Origin of the sequence: Leclercia sp. G3L (assembly GCF_021117075.1) — a bacterium.
GTDB classification, from domain to species: domain Bacteria; phylum Pseudomonadota; class Gammaproteobacteria; order Enterobacterales; family Enterobacteriaceae; genus Enterobacter; species Enterobacter adecarboxylatus_C.
Genome location: NZ_CP088265.1, coordinates 1,937,122 through 1,953,388, shown reverse-complemented (window position 1 = coordinate 1,953,388; position 16,267 = coordinate 1,937,122). Strand labels below are relative to the sequence as shown.

At 47.9% G+C, this 16,267-nt stretch carries 15 protein-coding genes and 5 pseudogenes; 11 read left to right on the top strand and 9 right to left on the bottom strand.

Features of this window, described 5'->3' with window-relative positions:
• The first annotated feature begins 121 nt into the window (after positions 1–121).
• Positions 122–1,328: pseudogene (locus tag LRS40_RS10815) on the top strand (IS3 family transposase).
• Here the strand turns inward: LRS40_RS10815 and LRS40_RS10810 are convergent.
• Positions 1,325–2,614, bottom strand: a complete 1,290-nt coding sequence (locus LRS40_RS10810) for a hypothetical protein (protein ID WP_231313680.1) — start codon at positions 2,612–2,614, stop codon at positions 1,325–1,327. The pseudogene LRS40_RS10815 and the gene LRS40_RS10810 sit on opposite strands and share 4 nt — an antisense overlap.
• A 73-nt stretch (positions 2,615–2,687) precedes the next feature.
• Between LRS40_RS10810 and LRS40_RS10805 the strand changes: the two genes are divergently transcribed.
• The 7 genes from LRS40_RS10805 (at position 2,688) to LRS40_RS10780 (ending at position 5,626) form a co-directional block, all read left to right on the top strand.
• Positions 2,688–3,062 carry a hypothetical protein gene (locus tag LRS40_RS10805; protein WP_231313679.1) on the top strand — a complete coding sequence of 125 codons (375 nt, stop codon included), beginning with the start codon at positions 2,688–2,690 and terminating at the stop codon, positions 3,060–3,062.
• A gap of 3 nt (positions 3,063–3,065) precedes the next feature.
• Positions 3,066–3,503, top strand: a complete 438-nt coding sequence (locus LRS40_RS10800) for a hypothetical protein (protein ID WP_231313678.1) — start codon at positions 3,066–3,068, stop codon at positions 3,501–3,503.
• 92 nt (positions 3,504–3,595) lie between these two features.
• Positions 3,596–4,027: a DUF2787 family protein gene (locus LRS40_RS10795; RefSeq protein ID WP_231313677.1), complete on the top strand. Its 432-nt coding sequence runs from the start codon at positions 3,596–3,598 to the stop codon at positions 4,025–4,027.
• A gap of 12 nt (positions 4,028–4,039) precedes the next feature.
• Entirely contained in the window at positions 4,040–4,531 is a 492-nt protein-coding gene (locus LRS40_RS10790) for a lecithin retinol acyltransferase family protein (protein ID WP_072016559.1), read from the top strand.
• Positions 4,519–4,749 (top strand): DeoR family transcriptional regulator, encoded by a 231-nt coding sequence (locus LRS40_RS24680; protein WP_077776918.1) that lies wholly within the window; start codon positions 4,519–4,521, stop codon positions 4,747–4,749. Before LRS40_RS10790 ends, LRS40_RS24680 begins: the two co-directional genes overlap by 13 nt.
• 94 nt (positions 4,750–4,843) lie before the next feature.
• Positions 4,844–5,170 (top strand): hypothetical protein, encoded by a 327-nt coding sequence (locus LRS40_RS10785; RefSeq protein WP_231313676.1) that lies wholly within the window; start codon positions 4,844–4,846, stop codon positions 5,168–5,170.
• Between the two features lie 63 nt (positions 5,171–5,233).
• Positions 5,234–5,626, top strand: coding sequence for a hypothetical protein (locus LRS40_RS10780; protein WP_181632393.1), 393 nt, complete (start codon positions 5,234–5,236; stop codon positions 5,624–5,626).
• 64 nt (positions 5,627–5,690) lie between these two features.
• On the opposite strand, the gene LRS40_RS10775 is transcribed toward LRS40_RS10780, so the two are convergent.
• Positions 5,691–6,125, bottom strand: coding sequence for a hypothetical protein (locus tag LRS40_RS10775; protein WP_181632392.1), 435 nt, complete (start codon positions 6,123–6,125; stop codon positions 5,691–5,693).
• Positions 6,118–6,993 carry a YafY family protein gene (locus LRS40_RS10770; protein WP_231313675.1) on the bottom strand — a complete coding sequence of 292 codons (876 nt, stop codon included), beginning with the start codon at positions 6,991–6,993 and terminating at the stop codon, positions 6,118–6,120. The genes LRS40_RS10775 and LRS40_RS10770 overlap by 8 nt, the downstream gene beginning before the upstream one ends.
• Before the next feature lie 85 nt (positions 6,994–7,078).
• Between LRS40_RS10770 and LRS40_RS10765 the strand changes: the two are divergent.
• Positions 7,079–7,713 (top strand): annotated as a pseudogene (locus LRS40_RS10765) (IS3-like element ISSen4 family transposase); the annotation flags it as partial.
• Between the two features lie 64 nt (positions 7,714–7,777).
• On the opposite strand, the gene istB reads toward LRS40_RS10765, so the two are convergent.
• Positions 7,778–8,560 (bottom strand): IS21-like element ISSen3 family helper ATPase IstB, encoded by a 783-nt coding sequence (gene istB / locus LRS40_RS10760; RefSeq protein WP_001531258.1) that lies wholly within the window; start codon positions 8,558–8,560, stop codon positions 7,778–7,780.
• Positions 8,557–9,580, bottom strand: a pseudogene (istA, locus tag LRS40_RS10755) (IS21-like element ISSen3 family transposase). Before istA ends, istB begins: the two are co-directional and overlap by 4 nt.
• Before the next feature lie 86 nt (positions 9,581–9,666).
• On the opposite strand from istA, the pseudogene LRS40_RS10750 reads away from it, so the two are divergent.
• Positions 9,667–10,161: pseudogene (locus tag LRS40_RS10750) on the top strand (IS3-like element ISSen4 family transposase); the annotation flags it as partial.
• Positions 10,162–10,190: 29 nt separating this feature from the next.
• Positions 10,191–10,610, top strand: a pseudogene (locus LRS40_RS10745) (hypothetical protein); the annotation flags it as partial.
• A gap of 196 nt (positions 10,611–10,806) precedes the next feature.
• Here LRS40_RS10745 and LRS40_RS10740 read toward each other — a convergent pair.
• The 4 genes from LRS40_RS10740 to LRS40_RS10725 form a co-directional block, all read right to left on the bottom strand.
• Positions 10,807–11,613: an endonuclease/exonuclease/phosphatase family protein gene (locus tag LRS40_RS10740; RefSeq protein WP_045332110.1), complete on the bottom strand. Its 807-nt coding sequence runs from the start codon at positions 11,611–11,613 to the stop codon at positions 10,807–10,809.
• A gap of 86 nt (positions 11,614–11,699) precedes the next feature.
• Positions 11,700–13,328 (bottom strand): PTS transporter subunit IIBC, encoded by a 1,629-nt coding sequence (locus LRS40_RS10735; RefSeq protein ID WP_045332109.1) that lies wholly within the window; start codon positions 13,326–13,328, stop codon positions 11,700–11,702.
• 59 nt (positions 13,329–13,387) lie between these two features.
• On the bottom strand, positions 13,388–15,121 hold the full coding sequence (locus tag LRS40_RS10730; RefSeq protein WP_114385764.1) for an alpha-glucosidase: 1,734 nt from the start codon (positions 15,119–15,121) through the stop codon (positions 13,388–13,390).
• A 68-nt stretch (positions 15,122–15,189) separates the two neighbouring features.
• Positions 15,190–16,155, bottom strand: coding sequence for a LacI family DNA-binding transcriptional regulator (locus LRS40_RS10725; protein WP_045332106.1), 966 nt, complete (start codon positions 16,153–16,155; stop codon positions 15,190–15,192).
• Positions 16,156–16,267 lie beyond the last annotated feature (112 nt).

Genomic DNA, 16,267 nt, shown 5'->3' with positions numbered 1-16,267 from the left:
TTAGGTTTAGATGTTCTCCAGAGGACTTTCTGATGTAGCCCCCTGAAACACCAGACAGTAGCTGTATCTCCAGATAAGAGATAGGCTTGAATATATGTCTAACACTAACGCCAATTTTGAGATGACCGGGATCCTGTTAGGACAAGAAGTCCGTAAACGTAAAACTCCTCAGGAGAAGATCGCCATTATCCAGCAGACGATGGAGCCGGGCATGAATGTCTCCCATGTCGCCCGCCTGCATGGCATCCAGCCCAGCCTGCTGTTTAAGTGGAAGAAGCAATATCAGGAAGGCAGCCTCACCGCCGTTGCGGCCGGAGAAGAAGTTGTTCCAGCTTCTGAGCTTACTGCTGCTCTGAAGCAGGTCCGGGAGCTTCAGCGCCTGCTGGGCAAGAAGACGATGGAAGTTGAGATCCTGAAAGAAGCCGTGGAGTACGCTCAGTCGCGAAAATGGATAGCGCACGCGCCCTTGTTGCCAAAGGACGGGGAATAGCCCTGGTCAGCCGCACCATGGGCGTGTCGCGTGCGCAGCTGTCACTGCGAATTAACCGTTCTGCCGACTGGCAGGACAGGCGCTGTAACCGGCGTGATGACGAAGCAGACGCTGAAATACTGTCAGAGATCCTCGATATCATCAGCGATATGCCCAGTTACGGCTATCGCCGTGTGGGGGGCATCCTGCGTACGCAACGTCGTACAGAGGGACTGCCCCCGTGAACGCCAAACGGCTTTACCGGCTTATGAGCGAGCATAATCTGCTGTTACTGCATGACAAACCAGAGCGGTCGAAGCGTGAACATAAGGGCAAAATCGCGGTGGCAGAAAGCGATATGCGCTGGTGTTCAGATGGCTTCGAGTTCGGCTGCGACAACGGTGAGAAGCTGCGGGTCACGTTCGCGCTGGACTGCTGCGACAGAGAAGCCATAGACTGGGCAGCGAGCACAGGAGGCTACGACAGTTCGACGGTGCAGGATGTGATGCTGAGGTCGGTGGAAAAGCGCTTCGGCGACGGGCTGCCGACCACACCGGTTCAATGGCTGACGGATAACGGTTCAGCATATACCGCGCATGAAACGCGGAGGTTCGCCAGAGAGCTGAATCTGGAGCCGTGTACAACAGCGGTGAGCAGCCCGCAGAGCAATGGCATGGCCGAACGGTTCGTGAAGACGATGAAGGAAGACTATATCGCGTTCATGGCAAAACCAGATGTGAGAACAGCCCTGCGAAACCTTGCAGCAGCGTTCACACATTACAATGAAAACCACCCGCACAGCGCGCTGGGATATCACTCCCCGAGGGAATATCGGCGGCAGCGGACATCGTTAACTTAAGATACAAAAGCTGTCCGGAGATGGCGGGTCAAGATCACTTTCTTAGGATCAAAATGTTCGCCCATGAAGTTTTTGATCCCCCCTCTTGTGCTGAGATCAATCAGTAAAACTGGCTGGTACAATCGTTCATCGGAAATTCTGCGAATATGGTTACGTTTATTTACCCAGTGAACATCACTATGTTTATTTTCATTCAAAGCATCACGGACCAAGGACCAAAAATACTGCGCGACTCGGGTTGAGTTTGAATCCATCCACGACACGTTGCTATAAACATGCTTAATAACATCTGACGACAAATGAGGGCCATTCTCATCAAGAACGCTTTCTTTTTTATTTTTAAGGCGCAGCAATGAGCAATACCAAACTATTTTCATTAATAACTTCCGCTGTTCCTTGATAATAAAGAATGAATCTTTTTTAAAATTCTCATCAATGAACACCTGAAGTGGACTGCCAGGTATAGCTATAGCTGATTGAAGCATGTTCGCACGCTTAATAGCATCAAGCACTTTACACAACAGAACGAATATGAACATCGTATCGAATGCAATTTTCTTCTCAAGAAAATGAGTCCTGCTCTGTTGCTTTAAATAATTAGACATATCAACATCCCCTCTGTTCTGCTGGCATTCAGCCATAAGTTCCAGAAGAAATATGAGTACGTTAGTAATGTGACCTACAGATCCTGCGCTCAACGCACTATCAAAAGATCTCAGACTATTGGAGAAATGCTCACTCATCATATTTATATGGGTTAAGCTCAGCATCCCAGAAAAATCAACAGGCTTTGAATATATAAAATCGAGCGCATCATCAGATGCATTATTTATTATCGTCGGAAAAAGTGAAAACTCATTACCTATAGAAGGAATATCTGATTTAAGTTTAATCTGAAAGCCTCCCCCATTTAATTTTAAAATTAGTTCTCTTACAATAACATCAAGGTCGAAAATATACTTCCCGTGCGACACAACCACGTGCTCAAGACCTGAATCATAAACAGCCATATAATTGCAGGGGAGGTTACGATAAAAATATCCAGCCTTCCCCTCCTTCCTATGACTGAGTGAATTCAACAGAAATGCCAAGGCATTCAGAGCACCATCCTTTGTTAAAACATCAAGCACGGAATGCCCCTTGTTAGCAGCAGGAAAACCGCCCGGCATTTTACATGCATACATGACTTTCAAAAAATCCTCCGGCTTAATATTTTTAAGTCCGACGATATCAGGATCCTTCTCCATTTTATTAATCAGGTCGCTTGCCGTGATTTTTTTTAACATTGTCATTCCTGTAATAAATACACTTTTCGCCCATATATTATTCTGGTGCCCATTAATTAATCAGGACACCGCAATGCACATTATACAGTCTCCGGCAGACGCTTTCTGCCTGCCCGTGTCACCGGTTCAGCAACTGCAGTTGATTAACGAACTCACCGAATGCGCTGACAGCAGTCTCACTGCAACGGCGAAGCTGTGGGAGGAAACTCAAACCCAACTGCTGTATCTGCTTCCCGGCGAGGAGAAGCACCTTTCTGAACAACTGACCACTTACCTGCACCATCTGGCCTGCAATGCCGAATACGTCATCCGTCTGGATGATTCACTGTTTCTTGCCCTGACCATTCTCAGCGACTCAGGGCAGGGCCTTTATCTGCTGTTCCCGTCGTCGGCGACCTTTACCGGGGCCGCTGAACTTATCGCTATGGCTGAACCTTCAGGATATTAACCGATGAAAAAGAGTAAAACCGCACCAACCCCTAATGCTGAAACTCAGAACGACCTCTGCCTTCTTACTGGTGAGGCCGAGAAAATTAATCCGCATTCCACTGGCCTGCTGCACTGGGAGATGACTGAAAATCTGGACGGGAAACGAGGGTTACGCATTACCGCCAACGACAGCGGCGGTCTGTTCTCCCGGGAATGGATTGCCCTGAGCGCTATATCTGGTGTTCTGAAAGCCCATGAAGCAGGTGATTTCACCTCCACGGCTCTGCGCCCGTTGTTTACCAGTGCCAGTCGCAATAATGCGGGTTTCCTCGCCGCCATTCTTCGCTGTGCTGATATCTGTCTCACCGAAGAGGGTTCAGGCGGGGCGTTCAGCCATCGCTGTTACCCCGACTGGGAAAAGCGAATGGAAAAACTGCTGACAATTCCCCTTTCTGCCTGACCCCCTTTATCCCCCTTGCTCTGCCCCTTTCCTTCATGACCTTTGCACTGCCTGAGGCAACCCAATTTATATCGCTATAAAGGAGATTATCTGTGACCCCCTGTACACCCATACTGCATCAGCCCACGCTTGACCTTCCCCTGAGCGGCGAGTTTATCGCGCTGATAACCGCACACCTCGCGGCACTGCCAGACACCTGTCAGGGTGTCGTGCTGAACTTTCGTGACCCTGAGTACAGCGCCGAAAACGGCGGCTGGCATCCGGTAGAAATTCGTCTCATCCGCAGCGAGCATCCTGAAATATGGCAACTGGATTACCTCACTGACTTTAGCTGGCAGGGCCGTGTCTGGCCCGAACTGGCAAAGGAATTCGATATCAGCTGGCCGGAGCGCTATGCCTGGCACTATCTAATCGGAGAGTTGCCGCTAAACCATGAGCTAAATGGGTTCTGGACGCTCTGGCAGGACAATTTTGTGGCGTACTGCGAGATGGATGTCTTCACCGTCACCGTTTCCCCGGACTGATAAGGAGGTTTTATGCTGTTCACGCTCATTTCCCGGCTGGTGATATACCGGCCTCTGTTCAGTCTGGCGGAAAGCTTCACCGACAATGTTATTCGTGACACGGTGGATGAACCGGCAAGAGGCGGTATCGTCTGGTGCGAACTGGCAGGTGGCTATGTCACCCACAGTGGTATCTACACCGGCAATAACCGGATTGTGCATCTGTCCGGTGATGGTGAAGTGCTTTGCAGCGACCGCAAAGGGTTTATGGCCAGACTGAATGGTCTGAACCCTGCCATGTCGGTCTATACCGATTGTCAGGGACGCTTGCCCGTGGGAAATATTGCCGCAGCCGGTCGGGCATTACGGGCGCTGGGCTCCAGACGTCAGTATCACCTGCTGAAGGAGAACTGCCACCGCTTCACAGCGGAGTGCCTGACCGGAAGACCGGATAATGCCGTGGTCCTGCATCGCCAGCTGAAACGGCTACAACGCGGGAATACCTGGCGCGTATGGGAGGACTGATGGCCCGCGCTGAAAAACTTGCTGAACGCCTCTGCCATTGCGTCATTTTGCTCTGTCAGGGGAAAACGCTGTCAGTCCGTGTGCTCACCCAGCTGTTCGGAATTTCACCCCGCACAGCCCGCCGTGACCTTGCCCGCATGGGCTGCATCATGGAACCCGCCTCACCCGGTTGCTGGCGACTCTCAGCACCACTTCGACGCGCCTTTATCCATCGCTGAAAATTCTTTCCCCTGTGGTCATAACCTGTCCCACCCACCCGATATGCTCATTCGGCGATATCCCGCATGGTCTGTTATTTATGGAAAAAACATCATGAACAAGATTTTTACTGCACTGGTTATTTCGCTCATCCCGCTTGTCAGCGCTCATGCCGGGCTGGTTAAGGTCGAAAACCGGGTGAGCTGTTATCTGGCTCTGGACGGCAATGAAGGGCTTATGAAGTCCCGTGGAAGTGATATCGCCTTTACCAAAAGCTGGTTGCACAACGAGCTGGCCCGCAACGGCGTTGACCAGGAATCCATTAATGAAAACTCTGACGCTCTGGAAAATGAGCTTCCCCGGGCTTACCAGAAGGCAGCTTTCGCCGATAAATGCGTCAGCTATTACAGCAATGCCGCCAACCGCAAAGGCGATGAATAGCCCATCAGCGTTGGCGTTATCAATAACTGAATTCAAACCTCTACATTCTTCACAGGTTAATTAATGAAAAACATCATTCTCACCACATTCATTCTGGCAGCATCTGCTTCAGCATCAGCCTCTCAAATCTCACTGGAAACGGCGGGCCGCTGCTATGAAGCCACCCGTCAGTCAACACAAATGGCCATGCTGCTGGACCCTGATGCAAAGGAATACAAAAATATTGGCGACAACAACAAGGAGCTGTTTGGCACGCTTTCCGGCGGCGTGGGTGAAAAGGACTCGAAGAAAATACGCGATGCGTGGAAAGCCATTCTGGATAATGCAGGCATGGAAGGAAAAATGGCGAAATCAGACGGGTATCGTGCAATGAATATGTATCCGCACGATGTCATTATGCAGGAAGCTAACAAGTGTGTCCGGCTGGCGCTAAAAAGTGGCATAGTCAAGTTGTGATAGTCAATCAATAACATAAGGGAGAGCGCTGTGCTCTCCCTTATCAATGATTCGCTGGTGTGGTTTATTTTTTGCCCGGTGGCGTGATTTCGCCATACTTCACCTTCAGCCGGACGATTTCGCACTCATACCAGGTGATAATGACCTTCAGCAGCGCATTCACTTTCTCCAGGTCACGAGGAGCAGAATATCCAACCATCCCTTTATTCATTGGGCTGAAGCGTTCCTTACGGGAAAGTGTCATCGCCGCCAGTTGTTCATCAATGCCGTGCATCAGCAGGTGGCTGTCGTCCCCGGCCTGAAATCGCTCACAGATAAATTCGGCATGTTTGAGTAAAACCTCTGGCTGAACGGGGAAAGGACTGTCCAGCCAGTCTTTCAGAACGGCATTTTGCGCATTATCATGCGCCCCCAGCAACCCGCTCAGTAAGTCCACTGCGAGCGCCTCAAAAGCGTTTTCCGCATCATTATCGTCGTATAAAGTCGTTTCGTTATTCATCTGATGTTTCTCCATTCATTTCATCATATCGAGTGAGCGCACTGCGCATGTCGTCAATAATCTGATTGCGGATGGACGCTGGCTTAATGACTTCCACCTCAGGCAACCAGTATTTGATTAGAGGAATAATCTGCCGGGGATGCACCACACGGGAAATAACGAGCAAATCACCGGTTGGTGTTGTATGGATAATTTCCTGACCGGGATAAAGGTTGCGGCGAGAGAAATAGGATGCCGCACGGGCTGAGACAGCGATCAGTACTTCGGTGAGTTCATCGCCATACCAGATACTTTCCGCAAGTTCCACCTGCTGAATGACAACGGGATCAGGGCTGAATCGCATATTGCTGACCTGCACATGCGTTATCGTGGAAACTGCAAAACTCTTCAACGTTCCTTCGTGCCGGGCGGCCAGATACCAGAGCCCTCTGTCATTCACGACACGATAAGGTTCAGTGGCCGAAAATATCTTGTTTTTATAAGTAAACGCAATCTTCTGGGATGCCTGAATCGCCCCAGAAATGGCATTCAGGGTGGACATGAAAGCACCACAATTCTCATAGGGGCGTTGCTTGATCAGGAAGGGATTATTTTCGGTATCCCCCAGGAGGACGTTCAGCAGGCGATCTTCCCAGCGTGGGAACAACCCTTCGATACCGAGTATGCGGGTAAAACGGCGCAAATCCGTGTTGCTGCGTTTCCCCAGAATCCCTTTAGGCAGGCGGTACTGCTTTCCTTGTCGGAGCAGGTTCAGGTAAGCAAGACGCTCGGTCAGATCACGCCGTATTGTTTTTTCACAAACGTTAAATTCGTCAGCAAGCCCCCTGACGGTCAGTGACTCACCATTGTTGAGGCGCGTCAGTATCAATCCAAGTCGGTATCTGACCTGCTCCCCGTTGATTAGTACACCCCGATGTTAGTAATGTCTTCATAAGCCACATGAGGACATCCCCATGAAGAAGCGTTTTTCCGATGAACAGATCATCAGTATTCTCCGCGAAGCCGAAGCTGGGGTACCCGCCCGTGAACTCTGCCGCAAGCATGCCATTTCCGATGCCACGTTTTACATCTGGCGTAAGAAGTATGGCGGTATGGAGGTGCCTGAAGTTAAGCGCCTGAAGTCGCTTGAGGAAGAGAACGCCAGACTCAAGAAGCTGCTTGCCGAAGCCATGCTGGATAAAGAGGCGCTTCAGGTGGCTCTTGGGCGAAAGTACTGACGACAGACCAGAAGCGGGAAGCCGTGATGTTGATGTGTGATGCGACCGGTCTGTCGCAACGTCGTGCCTGCAGGCTTACAGGTTTATCCCTGTCGACCTGCCGCTATGAGGCTCACCGTCCGGCTGCTGATGCGCATTTATCAGGGCGCATCACTGAGCTGGCACTGGAGCGCAGGCGTTTTGGCTACCGTCGTATTTGGCAGTTGCTGCGCCGTGAAGGGCTTCATGTTAATCATAAGCGCGTGTACCGGCTTTATCACCTCAGTGGCCTGGGCGTAAAACGCAGAAGACGTCGTAAAGGGCTGGCAACAGAACGTCTGCCGCTGCTCCGTCCGGCGGCGCCCAATCTGACCTGGTCGATGGATTTTGTCAACAACGGGTAAAAAGTGATCCACTTACCGCCACCACCAACGGTTTAATATTGATCCACCTTGTTTACTCAGGATTAGCTTCAGCGATAACCCCGGCCTTTCGTTTCTGCTTCAGTCGATAGCTTTCCCCTTTTATTTGCACGACGTGTGAGTGATGTAAGATCCGGTCCAGCATCGCCGATGTCAGCGCTGCATCACCGGCGAACGTCTGATCCCACTGCCCGAACGGCAGGTTGGAGGTCAGGATCATCGCGCTCTTCTCGTAACGTTTGGCGATGACCTGGAAGAACAGCTTGGCTTCCTCCTGACTGAACGGCAGATAACCTATTTCATCGATGATAAGCAGCTTCGGGGCCATGACACCACGATTGAGAGTCGTTTTGTAACGGCCCTGACGCTGTGAAGTGGACAGCTGTAGCAGCAGGTCCGCTGCTGTTGTGAAGCGAACCTTGATGCCCGCCCGTACTGCTTCGTAGCCCATGGCTATCGCCAGATGCGTTTTTCCCACGCCCGATGGCCCCAGCAACACGATGTTTTCATTACGCTCTATGAAGCTCAGGGATCGCAGCGACTGGATTTGCTTCTGAGGAGCGCCGGTGGCGAAGGTGAAGTCGTACTCCTCGAACGTCTTTACCGCCGGGAAGGCTGCCATCCGCGTGTACATCGCCTGTTTACGCTGATGCCGGGCCAGTTTCTCCTCATGTAACAGGTGCTCCAGGAAGTCCATGTAGCTCCATTCCTGATCCACCGCCTGTTGCGACAGCGCCGGCGCTGCGCCGATAAGACTGTCCAGCTGGAGCTGTTCGGCAAGCACCATCAGCCGTTGATGTTGCAGTTCGACCATCATGCGGCTCCTCTGCAGAACGTGTCATAGATGGAGAGCGGATGATGCAACGGCTGCCTGTCGAAGGTCATCAGGCTTTCATCAACCTGCACGTCATACTGTTTTTCTCCGGTGGCAGTGCCAGCATGGATTGCTGTTCCTCCACCCAGCGATCGCAGGGGCGGGTCTGGATAGTTTCATGCTTACGTTGATTGGCCACATCGTACAGCCAGCGCAGGCCGTAACGGTTTGCGGTTTCAACATCGACGGTGATCCCCATCGGACGCAGGCGTGTCATTAACGGGATATAGAAGCTGTTGCGGGCGTACTGCACCATCCTCTCCACCTTGCCTTTAGTCTGCGCCCTGAAGGGACGGCACAGGCGGGGAGAGAAGCCCATCTCTTTGCCGAACTGCCACAGGGGAAGGATGGAACCGGTGCTGCCCGGTCTGGTAAGCATCACGCTGCAGCACCACCGTTTTCATATTGTCGTACAGGACTTCCTGCGGTACACCGCCGAAGAAGCTGAACGCATTGCGGTGACAGGCTTCCAGCGTGTCGTAGCGCATGTTGTCGGTGAACTCGATGTAAAGCATTCTGCTGTATCCCAGAACAGCGACGAACACATGCAGGGGTGACTTGCCGTTTCGCATGGTCCCCCAGTCAACCTGCATCTGCCGTCCGGGCTCGGTTTCGAAGCGAACGACCGGTTCTGCCTGTGCTGGCAGGGGTCTGTTTACGGATGAACTCTCTCAGGATAGTAAGCCCTCCACGATAGCCCAGCTCCATGATTTCCCTGGCAATAACGGTCGCCGGGATTTTGTAGGGATGCGCATCGCTGATCCGCTTAGAGATGTAATCACGGTATTCATCGAGCAGTGATGATGGTGCCGGGCGTGGTGAATACTGCGGCTTTTCAGATTTGGCTTTCAGGTGGCTGCGGACAGTATTGCGCGAAATACCCAGCTCCCTGGCAATGGCCCGGATACTCATTCCCCGCTTGTGCAGGACTTTAATTTCCATACGAATCTCAAAAGTGATCATAAGCTCCCCTGTATTCAGAGGAGCAGATTAACCCCTGGATCAATTTTCAACCGCTGGGGTGGATCAGTTTTGCACCGTTGGTAACAGATTTCGTCATGGACGCACTTTCCACCGGTCGCAGGATCAAGTGTCTTACCTGCGTCGATGATTTCACAAAGGAATGCCTGACGGTCACTGTTGCCTTTGGGATTTCAGGCGTTCAGGTCACGCGTATTCTGGACAGCATTGCACTGTTTCGAGGCTATCCGGCGACGATAAGAACTGACCAGGGGCCGGAGTTCACTTGCCGTGCACTGGATCAATGGGCCTTTGAGCATGGTGTTGAGTTGCGCTTAATCCAGCCGGGCAAGCCAACGCAGAACGGATTTATTGAGAGCTTTAACGGACGATTTCGCGATGAATGTTTGAATGAGCACTGGTTCAGCGATATCGTTCATGCCAGGAAAATTATTAATGACTGGCGGCAGGATTATAACGAATGCCGCCCGCACTCCACGCTGAATTATCAGACACCGTCTGAATTTGCAGCGGGCTGGAGAAAGGGTCATTCTGAGAATGAAGATTCCGACGTTACTAACTGAGTGTTGTATCTAATCGTGGGGGCAGGTCAATTAGCCAGTTGATCGAGGATTGCGCTAAAGCGGTAGACAACGAACAAGCTCGTTTGGACAAACTGATGGAGTCCAACGGCATCGATGAAGTACCTGACTACACCGACCCGATTACCTTCAACGCCAAAATCAGCTCGCCTCAGGTTGGCCAGTTTGTCGGCTTAGTTCGCAAACTCGATGCGTTGATGATCTCAATGGACACACTCTGGTTATCTAGCGTGCTTAGCAATAAGCAACGTGTTGATGGCAACTACGCATGGCAACAGCGCATTATCAAACTGGCTCGGCGCATTATTGATATCGAAATTCGAGCACGAAAATCAGCTAAAGCAAAGGGTAAAGAAGCAGAAGTTGAACAAGCGGTGCCTTCAACCGATGACGAAATCACTGAAGAGGAAACAGATACCCCCGCCAACTAGCCAACTGGGCTCCCCTCAACTAGTCCCTCTCTAAGGGGCTCTTCAAAATTTGGTGTTGTGGATTTTGTAACACAGTTTTGGGACAAAAACGTGTCAGCGCCTTTACTAAATTAGAAAGTCCTGAATAACTACAGGTATTGCAAAGTCACGTAATTAAAAGTCCAGTATTGCTTAAGGTTTAGTCTATGAATAAACATTAAATAATGTCTACTTCCACCAGAACCCCAAAGTGATCCGATACAACCGGATAAAAATCGTTATTAAAAATCACCTGATGCTGCTTTACCACCATCGGTTGATTACTAAGAACCAAATCAATGCGTAGCGCTTGGCTATTTTGTTCCCAACCGTCAATATTTTTAATTACAGTAGTTCCGGAGTCTTTTATTTCTGCTATTTCATAACAATCTATCAAACCGCACTGTAATACATAATCATAACCTTCATTGCGTATATGGCTTGGGTTGTTGAAATCGCCTAATAGAAAGCTCAACTCTGTTGATAATGTTGCCTTTATTCTGTTGAACTGGTCCTCAAATGAGCTCTCTGAGTCACTCCACCAGCCGCAATGACAATTATAAAGATTGAAATCACCTCGTTGAGAAGTGACCTTAATACGCACTGCTCGCCTATGTTTCCAAAAGTTCACATCATAGTTATCACTTAGGTCAATGACCTCATGCTCGACAATCGGCAGTCGCGTCAAGAATGCCAGTCCCTCTTGATATACGTCATAACTTTGATGAACGAAATCCCATGTAAGTTGGTAGTGATAGCCGTATTCCATGAGTTTTTTCTGTAATAAATATCCATAGTTATCAGCGAGCACGGTGTGATTAGTTAATATATTGGCATCAACAGCCGGGCTATTTTGATGTTGATTCACTTCCTGTAATGCAACGACATCGCACCCTTGCTCGATAATGGCTTGCGCTACCACATCCAACTTTTCTAGTTGTTTCTCTTCTTGCCAACTATGGGTATTTAGCGTCATTAACTTCATTTATTATTCACTTATTCATTGTAGCGAGTTAAACGCAGCTCAAGGCTGCGTTTCTCGAGGTTATTTTATCTAGGGTAGAGAATGAATTACTCAGGTTGTGCTGAAAACTTCTCAACTAATCTAGATTTAATGACATCCACTCCTGGACCATAAATAACTTGTACTCCCTGTTCTTTAATTACAGCACCAAGTGCTCCTGTCGGCTTCCATAATGCATATTCAGCAACCAACTGCGGGTCATTAACTGTAATGCGCAAGCGAGTCATACAAGCATCAATCTCAGCAATATTGGCACGGCCACCTAAATTCTGAATAATAATGTCCATCTTCTCATCTTCTGACATGGATTCTGAACTTTCATCGAGGTAGTTACCCATACGGCCCGGTGTTGGCAATTTAAATTTGACAATGAGCACACGGAATAATCCATAGTTAACACCAAAGAAAACAATAGAAACCAATGCGAAGCGAACCAAATCACCACCGATTCCCGCTGAAACCATCATAGGTATACGAGTGAGTAACTCAATCAAACCAAAGGCATGTATACGTAGGTCCATCACATCGACCAACGCAAATGCAATCCCTGTTAATACCGCATGCGCAACATACAAAACAGGAGCAATAAACATAAACATGAATTCAATAGGCTCTGTCACACCGGTTAATAACACAGCAAGACACGCAGATAAAAACATTGGCTTGTATTGTGCGCGCTTATCACTATCAACACAGTGATACATCGCAAGTCCAATACCAATCAATGAAGACGCTGCGATAATAACTTGGCCCGCTTTAAAACGTGCTGGATGCACCGTATCTAATAGATGTTGGTAAGTTGTCGGATCGCTTAATTTAAGATTATTTAAATCGCTAACCCAAGCAAGCCATAGTGGATCTTGACCATAAACACTTGCCCCCGCATTCACCCCTGTTAAAAGCTCATAAGTACCACCCAACTCGGTGTAATTCATTGGAATAGTTAAAGTGTGGTGTAAACCAAATGGCAGTAATAAGCGCTCTAACGTACCATACAAGAAAGGAGCAGTGATCGGCGCAGTGTCTTTAGAGGTTGCAATCCATTGACCAAAATCATTAAGCGCACCTTGAATTAAAGGCCATACGATTGATAAAGCAAACGCAATAATCATCGAATAGAAAATAACAACAAAAGGTACAAAACGCTTACCGTTGAAAAATGCTAATGCCTGAGGTAAGCGAGCGAAGTCATGATAACGGTTAAATAAGTTGGCACCTAAATAGCCAGACATAATACCGATAAACACACCCATATTTAGAGCAGGAGCACCCAAAATATTAGTGAAGAATTGAGAGACAGGTAGCTCAGAACCAAATAGGCTCATCACAACCGCCTCGGGATCACTGAGCATAGCGTTATCCACGCCTAATATAACCCCAGTGATACGGTTAATTAAGATGAAGGCGATCAGCGCGGCAAATGCTCCTCCTGCACGTTCTTTAGCCCATGATCCACCAATAGCGACAGCAAATAATAGGTGAAGATTAACTATGATCCCCCAGCCTATGTTTTCCATAATAGCGCCTAGTGTTTCAATGGCACCAATACCACCGGCATACATTGCGACAACTTTACCGAGTGATATCATGATACCAGCGGCTGGCATCACCGCGATAACAACGATAAGGGATTTCCCAAATCGTTGCCAAAAATCAAAAGATAGTAACTGACTCATAAATGATTCCTTGGTTTAAATGCAGGGTAGCCTTATCAAGGCCCTGCGATAAATATAATTTAGTGCTTTCTTGCAAATATATACGCAGCATAAGGTGGGGCAATTTGCGTCGCTATAAAATCTGAGCGAACGTGTTCATTGTTGATATTCTGATTATCAAGCATTAACTCGCCTAATTGCATGCGGTCGATATCAACGATGCTCTCTTGTGGACTTAAATTGGTAATAATGGTCCATGTCATATCTTGTGCAACACGTTGATAAGCATAGATATTAGGGTCGTTAGGTAGCAGCAATTGATAGCGGCCAACCACTAAACTTACATTTGACTTACGCAGAGCAATCAGCTGCTTATAGAAACTCAAAATCGAATTTGGATCATTCTGTTGTTGCTCAACATTGATATCTGCGTACTGTTGATTGACGGAGAACCAAGGTTGCACCTCAGAAAAACCGGCAAAATCCTGCGCATTCCATTGCATTGGCAAGCGACTGTGGTCGCGAGATACTTGATTTAACAAGGCTAAGATGTCTGCATCGCTTTGACCTTGTTGAGATAGCTTTTGAATTAAATTTCTAGCAGACACATCATTAAATTCATCAAGAGAAGTAAACTGATGATTTACCATACCAATCTCTTGGCCCTGATAAATAAACGGAGTTCCTTTCATCAAGAAATAACAACTCGCTAACGCGGTAGCACTGGCATACCTAGAGGTAGGGTCGGCAAAAGTATCAATGCTACGAGCTTGATCGTGGTTTTCTAAATAAAGCGCATTCCAGCCTTTACCTTCTAATGCATCTTGCCAACGCGATAAAATGCGTTTGAACTCCACTAGATCTAAAGGCACGTTGCTTTGTTCTTCCGACCATAGCTTCATGTGTTCAAACTGAAAAATCATGTTGAAAACACCGCCTTGATCGTGTTCGGTCGCTTCGGCAACCCAAAGTAATGCATTGTCGGCAGTCACCCCATTAGCCTCACCAACTGTCACTATGTTAAAGGGATCAAACGCCTGCTCTTTTAACTCATGCAGATGTTTTTCAATCCCTGCCACATTCATATGATAATCAAACGAAGAGACATACTTTTCACCCTTTGGATTGGGTAAAGAAGGTAAACCTGGTTGTTTCTGAATATGGCTAATTGCATCCACACGGAAGCCATCAATACCACGCTCCAACCACCAATAAATCATTTTAAATAGTGTTTGTTTAACTTCAGGATTTTCCCAATTCAGATCAGGTTGTTTTTTTGAAAATAGGTGCAAGTAGTACTGTGCAGTTTTTTTATCATATTCCCATGCACTGCCATGAAAAATACTTTCCCAGTTGTTTGGGTCGCAAGTCGGTTTTTCAGCGGTAGGCTCACAACCATCACGCCAAATATACCAATCGCGCTTAGGGCTATTTTTGTTATCTCGAGATTCAATGAACCATGGGTGCTCGTCGCTAGTGTGGTTGATCACTAAATCCATAATAATGCGAATGCCACGTTTATGAGCAGCACTGATTAGTTCATCCACATCCTCAAGGGTTCCAAAGTCAGGATGAATCGCTTGATAGTCACTAATATCGTACCCGTTATCATCATTAGGTGATGCATAGAATGGGCAAATCCATATTAAATCAATGCCCAAATCAGCAAGATAATCGAGCTTAGCAATGATGCCATTGATGTCACCAATACCGTCCTGGTTTGTATCATAAAAACTACGGGGATAAATTTGGTAGGCGGTTGCTTTCTTCCACCACGCGAGTGGTTTTGAGTGCATATTAGGAGCGAGTGTCATCGGTTATACTATATGCGTTATCGTTAACACATATAGTTAAGTAGAACCGATTTGGACTCAACACAATTTCAGAGGAATTGTGAGCTTTCTCTCATCTTTATGTCGAATGTGCCTTCAACAGAACTGAAATCGCGCTTGAGCAATTTTTTGACAGCTTGGTAGCCCACTTGATAGTAGTTAAAAGCGACAGTCGTCAGGCTCGGGACTAACAAATCGCTGTAGTCATAGTCACCCATGCCTACAATCCATACGTTATGACCGATCTTGAGTTGCTGTTCTTTGGCGCGACGATATAAACGAATGGCAATATTATCGGTGGCACAAAAGTAGACATGATTAGGCTGTAATTGAACGGCCTGATAGCCAGCTTTGTCCTCCGAGTTGGCTAGGGCTTGTAGTGATAAATTCAACTCAGGGACGGTGTCGGTAATAGTGGCTTGCATCAACTTAGTGCGGCTAGAAAGCATACGCTCATCATAAATATAATGTACGGCAGCCAGCGGTGCCTGCTGCTGTTTTAACTGAGTGATGGTGTGGGAGACGAGGGCTTTAATCGCTGCATGATCGGGGTAATATAAACAGCAATGGTGGGGGGTATTTTTGCCAATAAATACCACATTGTCTAAGGTTCGATAAAAAGTCTCTTCGACACTGTGCTTTGACGCAATAATAATCGTGCCCAATGCATTTAAGCCGTTAAACTCTCTCACAGCTTGGCATTCTGACTCATGGTTAAACCCTGTGGCATGAAACAGCATTCGTACTTGTGATTCATTGGCAGCAGCCAGCGCCCCTTTAATCACTAAACTGGTCGTATATGACTCAATACGAGGCGCGATGAAACCAATAATATTGGATTGGCTACGAATGGAGCGAGCAAATATATTAGGCGTGTAATGACTCTCTTTGACGATGGCATCAATTTTAAGGCGGTTCTCTTCCGAGACATAACCGCCATTAAAGTAACGCGACACAGTCATTGTTGAAATTCCAAGCTGCCTTGAAATCTCAGCCATGGTCATTTTTTTACTCATTACCTATTTCCTTCAATAATGCACTATTGCCATATCTCCAAGTGACTTCAAGATACAGAATTCAGAGTTGAGTCACTTGGGCATAGTATCCAATATATTGGCTAACAACACA

Excerpts from the sequence above, each read along its gene's own strand:
- LRS40_RS10810 (WP_231313680.1), bottom strand. The coding sequence starts at position 2,614 with ATGTTAAAAAAAATCACGGCAAGCGACCTGATTAATAAAATGGAGAAG.
- LRS40_RS10805 (WP_231313679.1), top strand. The coding sequence starts at position 2,688 with ATGCACATTATACAGTCTCCGGCAGACGCTTTCTGCCTGCCCGTGTCA.
- LRS40_RS10800 (WP_231313678.1), top strand. The coding sequence starts at position 3,066 with ATGAAAAAGAGTAAAACCGCACCAACCCCTAATGCTGAAACTCAGAAC.
- LRS40_RS10790 (WP_072016559.1), top strand. The coding sequence starts at position 4,040 with ATGCTGTTCACGCTCATTTCCCGGCTGGTGATATACCGGCCTCTGTTC.
- LRS40_RS24680 (WP_077776918.1), top strand. The coding sequence starts at position 4,519 with ATGGGAGGACTGATGGCCCGCGCTGAAAAACTTGCTGAACGCCTCTGC.
- LRS40_RS10785 (WP_231313676.1), top strand. The coding sequence starts at position 4,844 with ATGAACAAGATTTTTACTGCACTGGTTATTTCGCTCATCCCGCTTGTC.
- LRS40_RS10780 (WP_181632393.1), top strand. The coding sequence starts at position 5,234 with ATGAAAAACATCATTCTCACCACATTCATTCTGGCAGCATCTGCTTCA.
- LRS40_RS10775 (WP_181632392.1), bottom strand. The coding sequence starts at position 6,125 with ATGAATAACGAAACGACTTTATACGACGATAATGATGCGGAAAACGCT.
- istB (WP_001531258.1), bottom strand. The coding sequence starts at position 8,560 with ATGATGGTCGAACTGCAACATCAACGGCTGATGGTGCTTGCCGAACAG.
- LRS40_RS10740 (WP_045332110.1), bottom strand. The coding sequence starts at position 11,613 with ATGAAGTTAATGACGCTAAATACCCATAGTTGGCAAGAAGAGAAACAA.
- LRS40_RS10735 (WP_045332109.1), bottom strand. The coding sequence starts at position 13,328 with ATGAGTCAGTTACTATCTTTTGATTTTTGGCAACGATTTGGGAAATCC.
- LRS40_RS10730 (WP_114385764.1), bottom strand. The coding sequence starts at position 15,121 with ATGACACTCGCTCCTAATATGCACTCAAAACCACTCGCGTGGTGGAAG.
- LRS40_RS10725 (WP_045332106.1), bottom strand. The coding sequence starts at position 16,155 with ATGAGTAAAAAAATGACCATGGCTGAGATTTCAAGGCAGCTTGGAATT.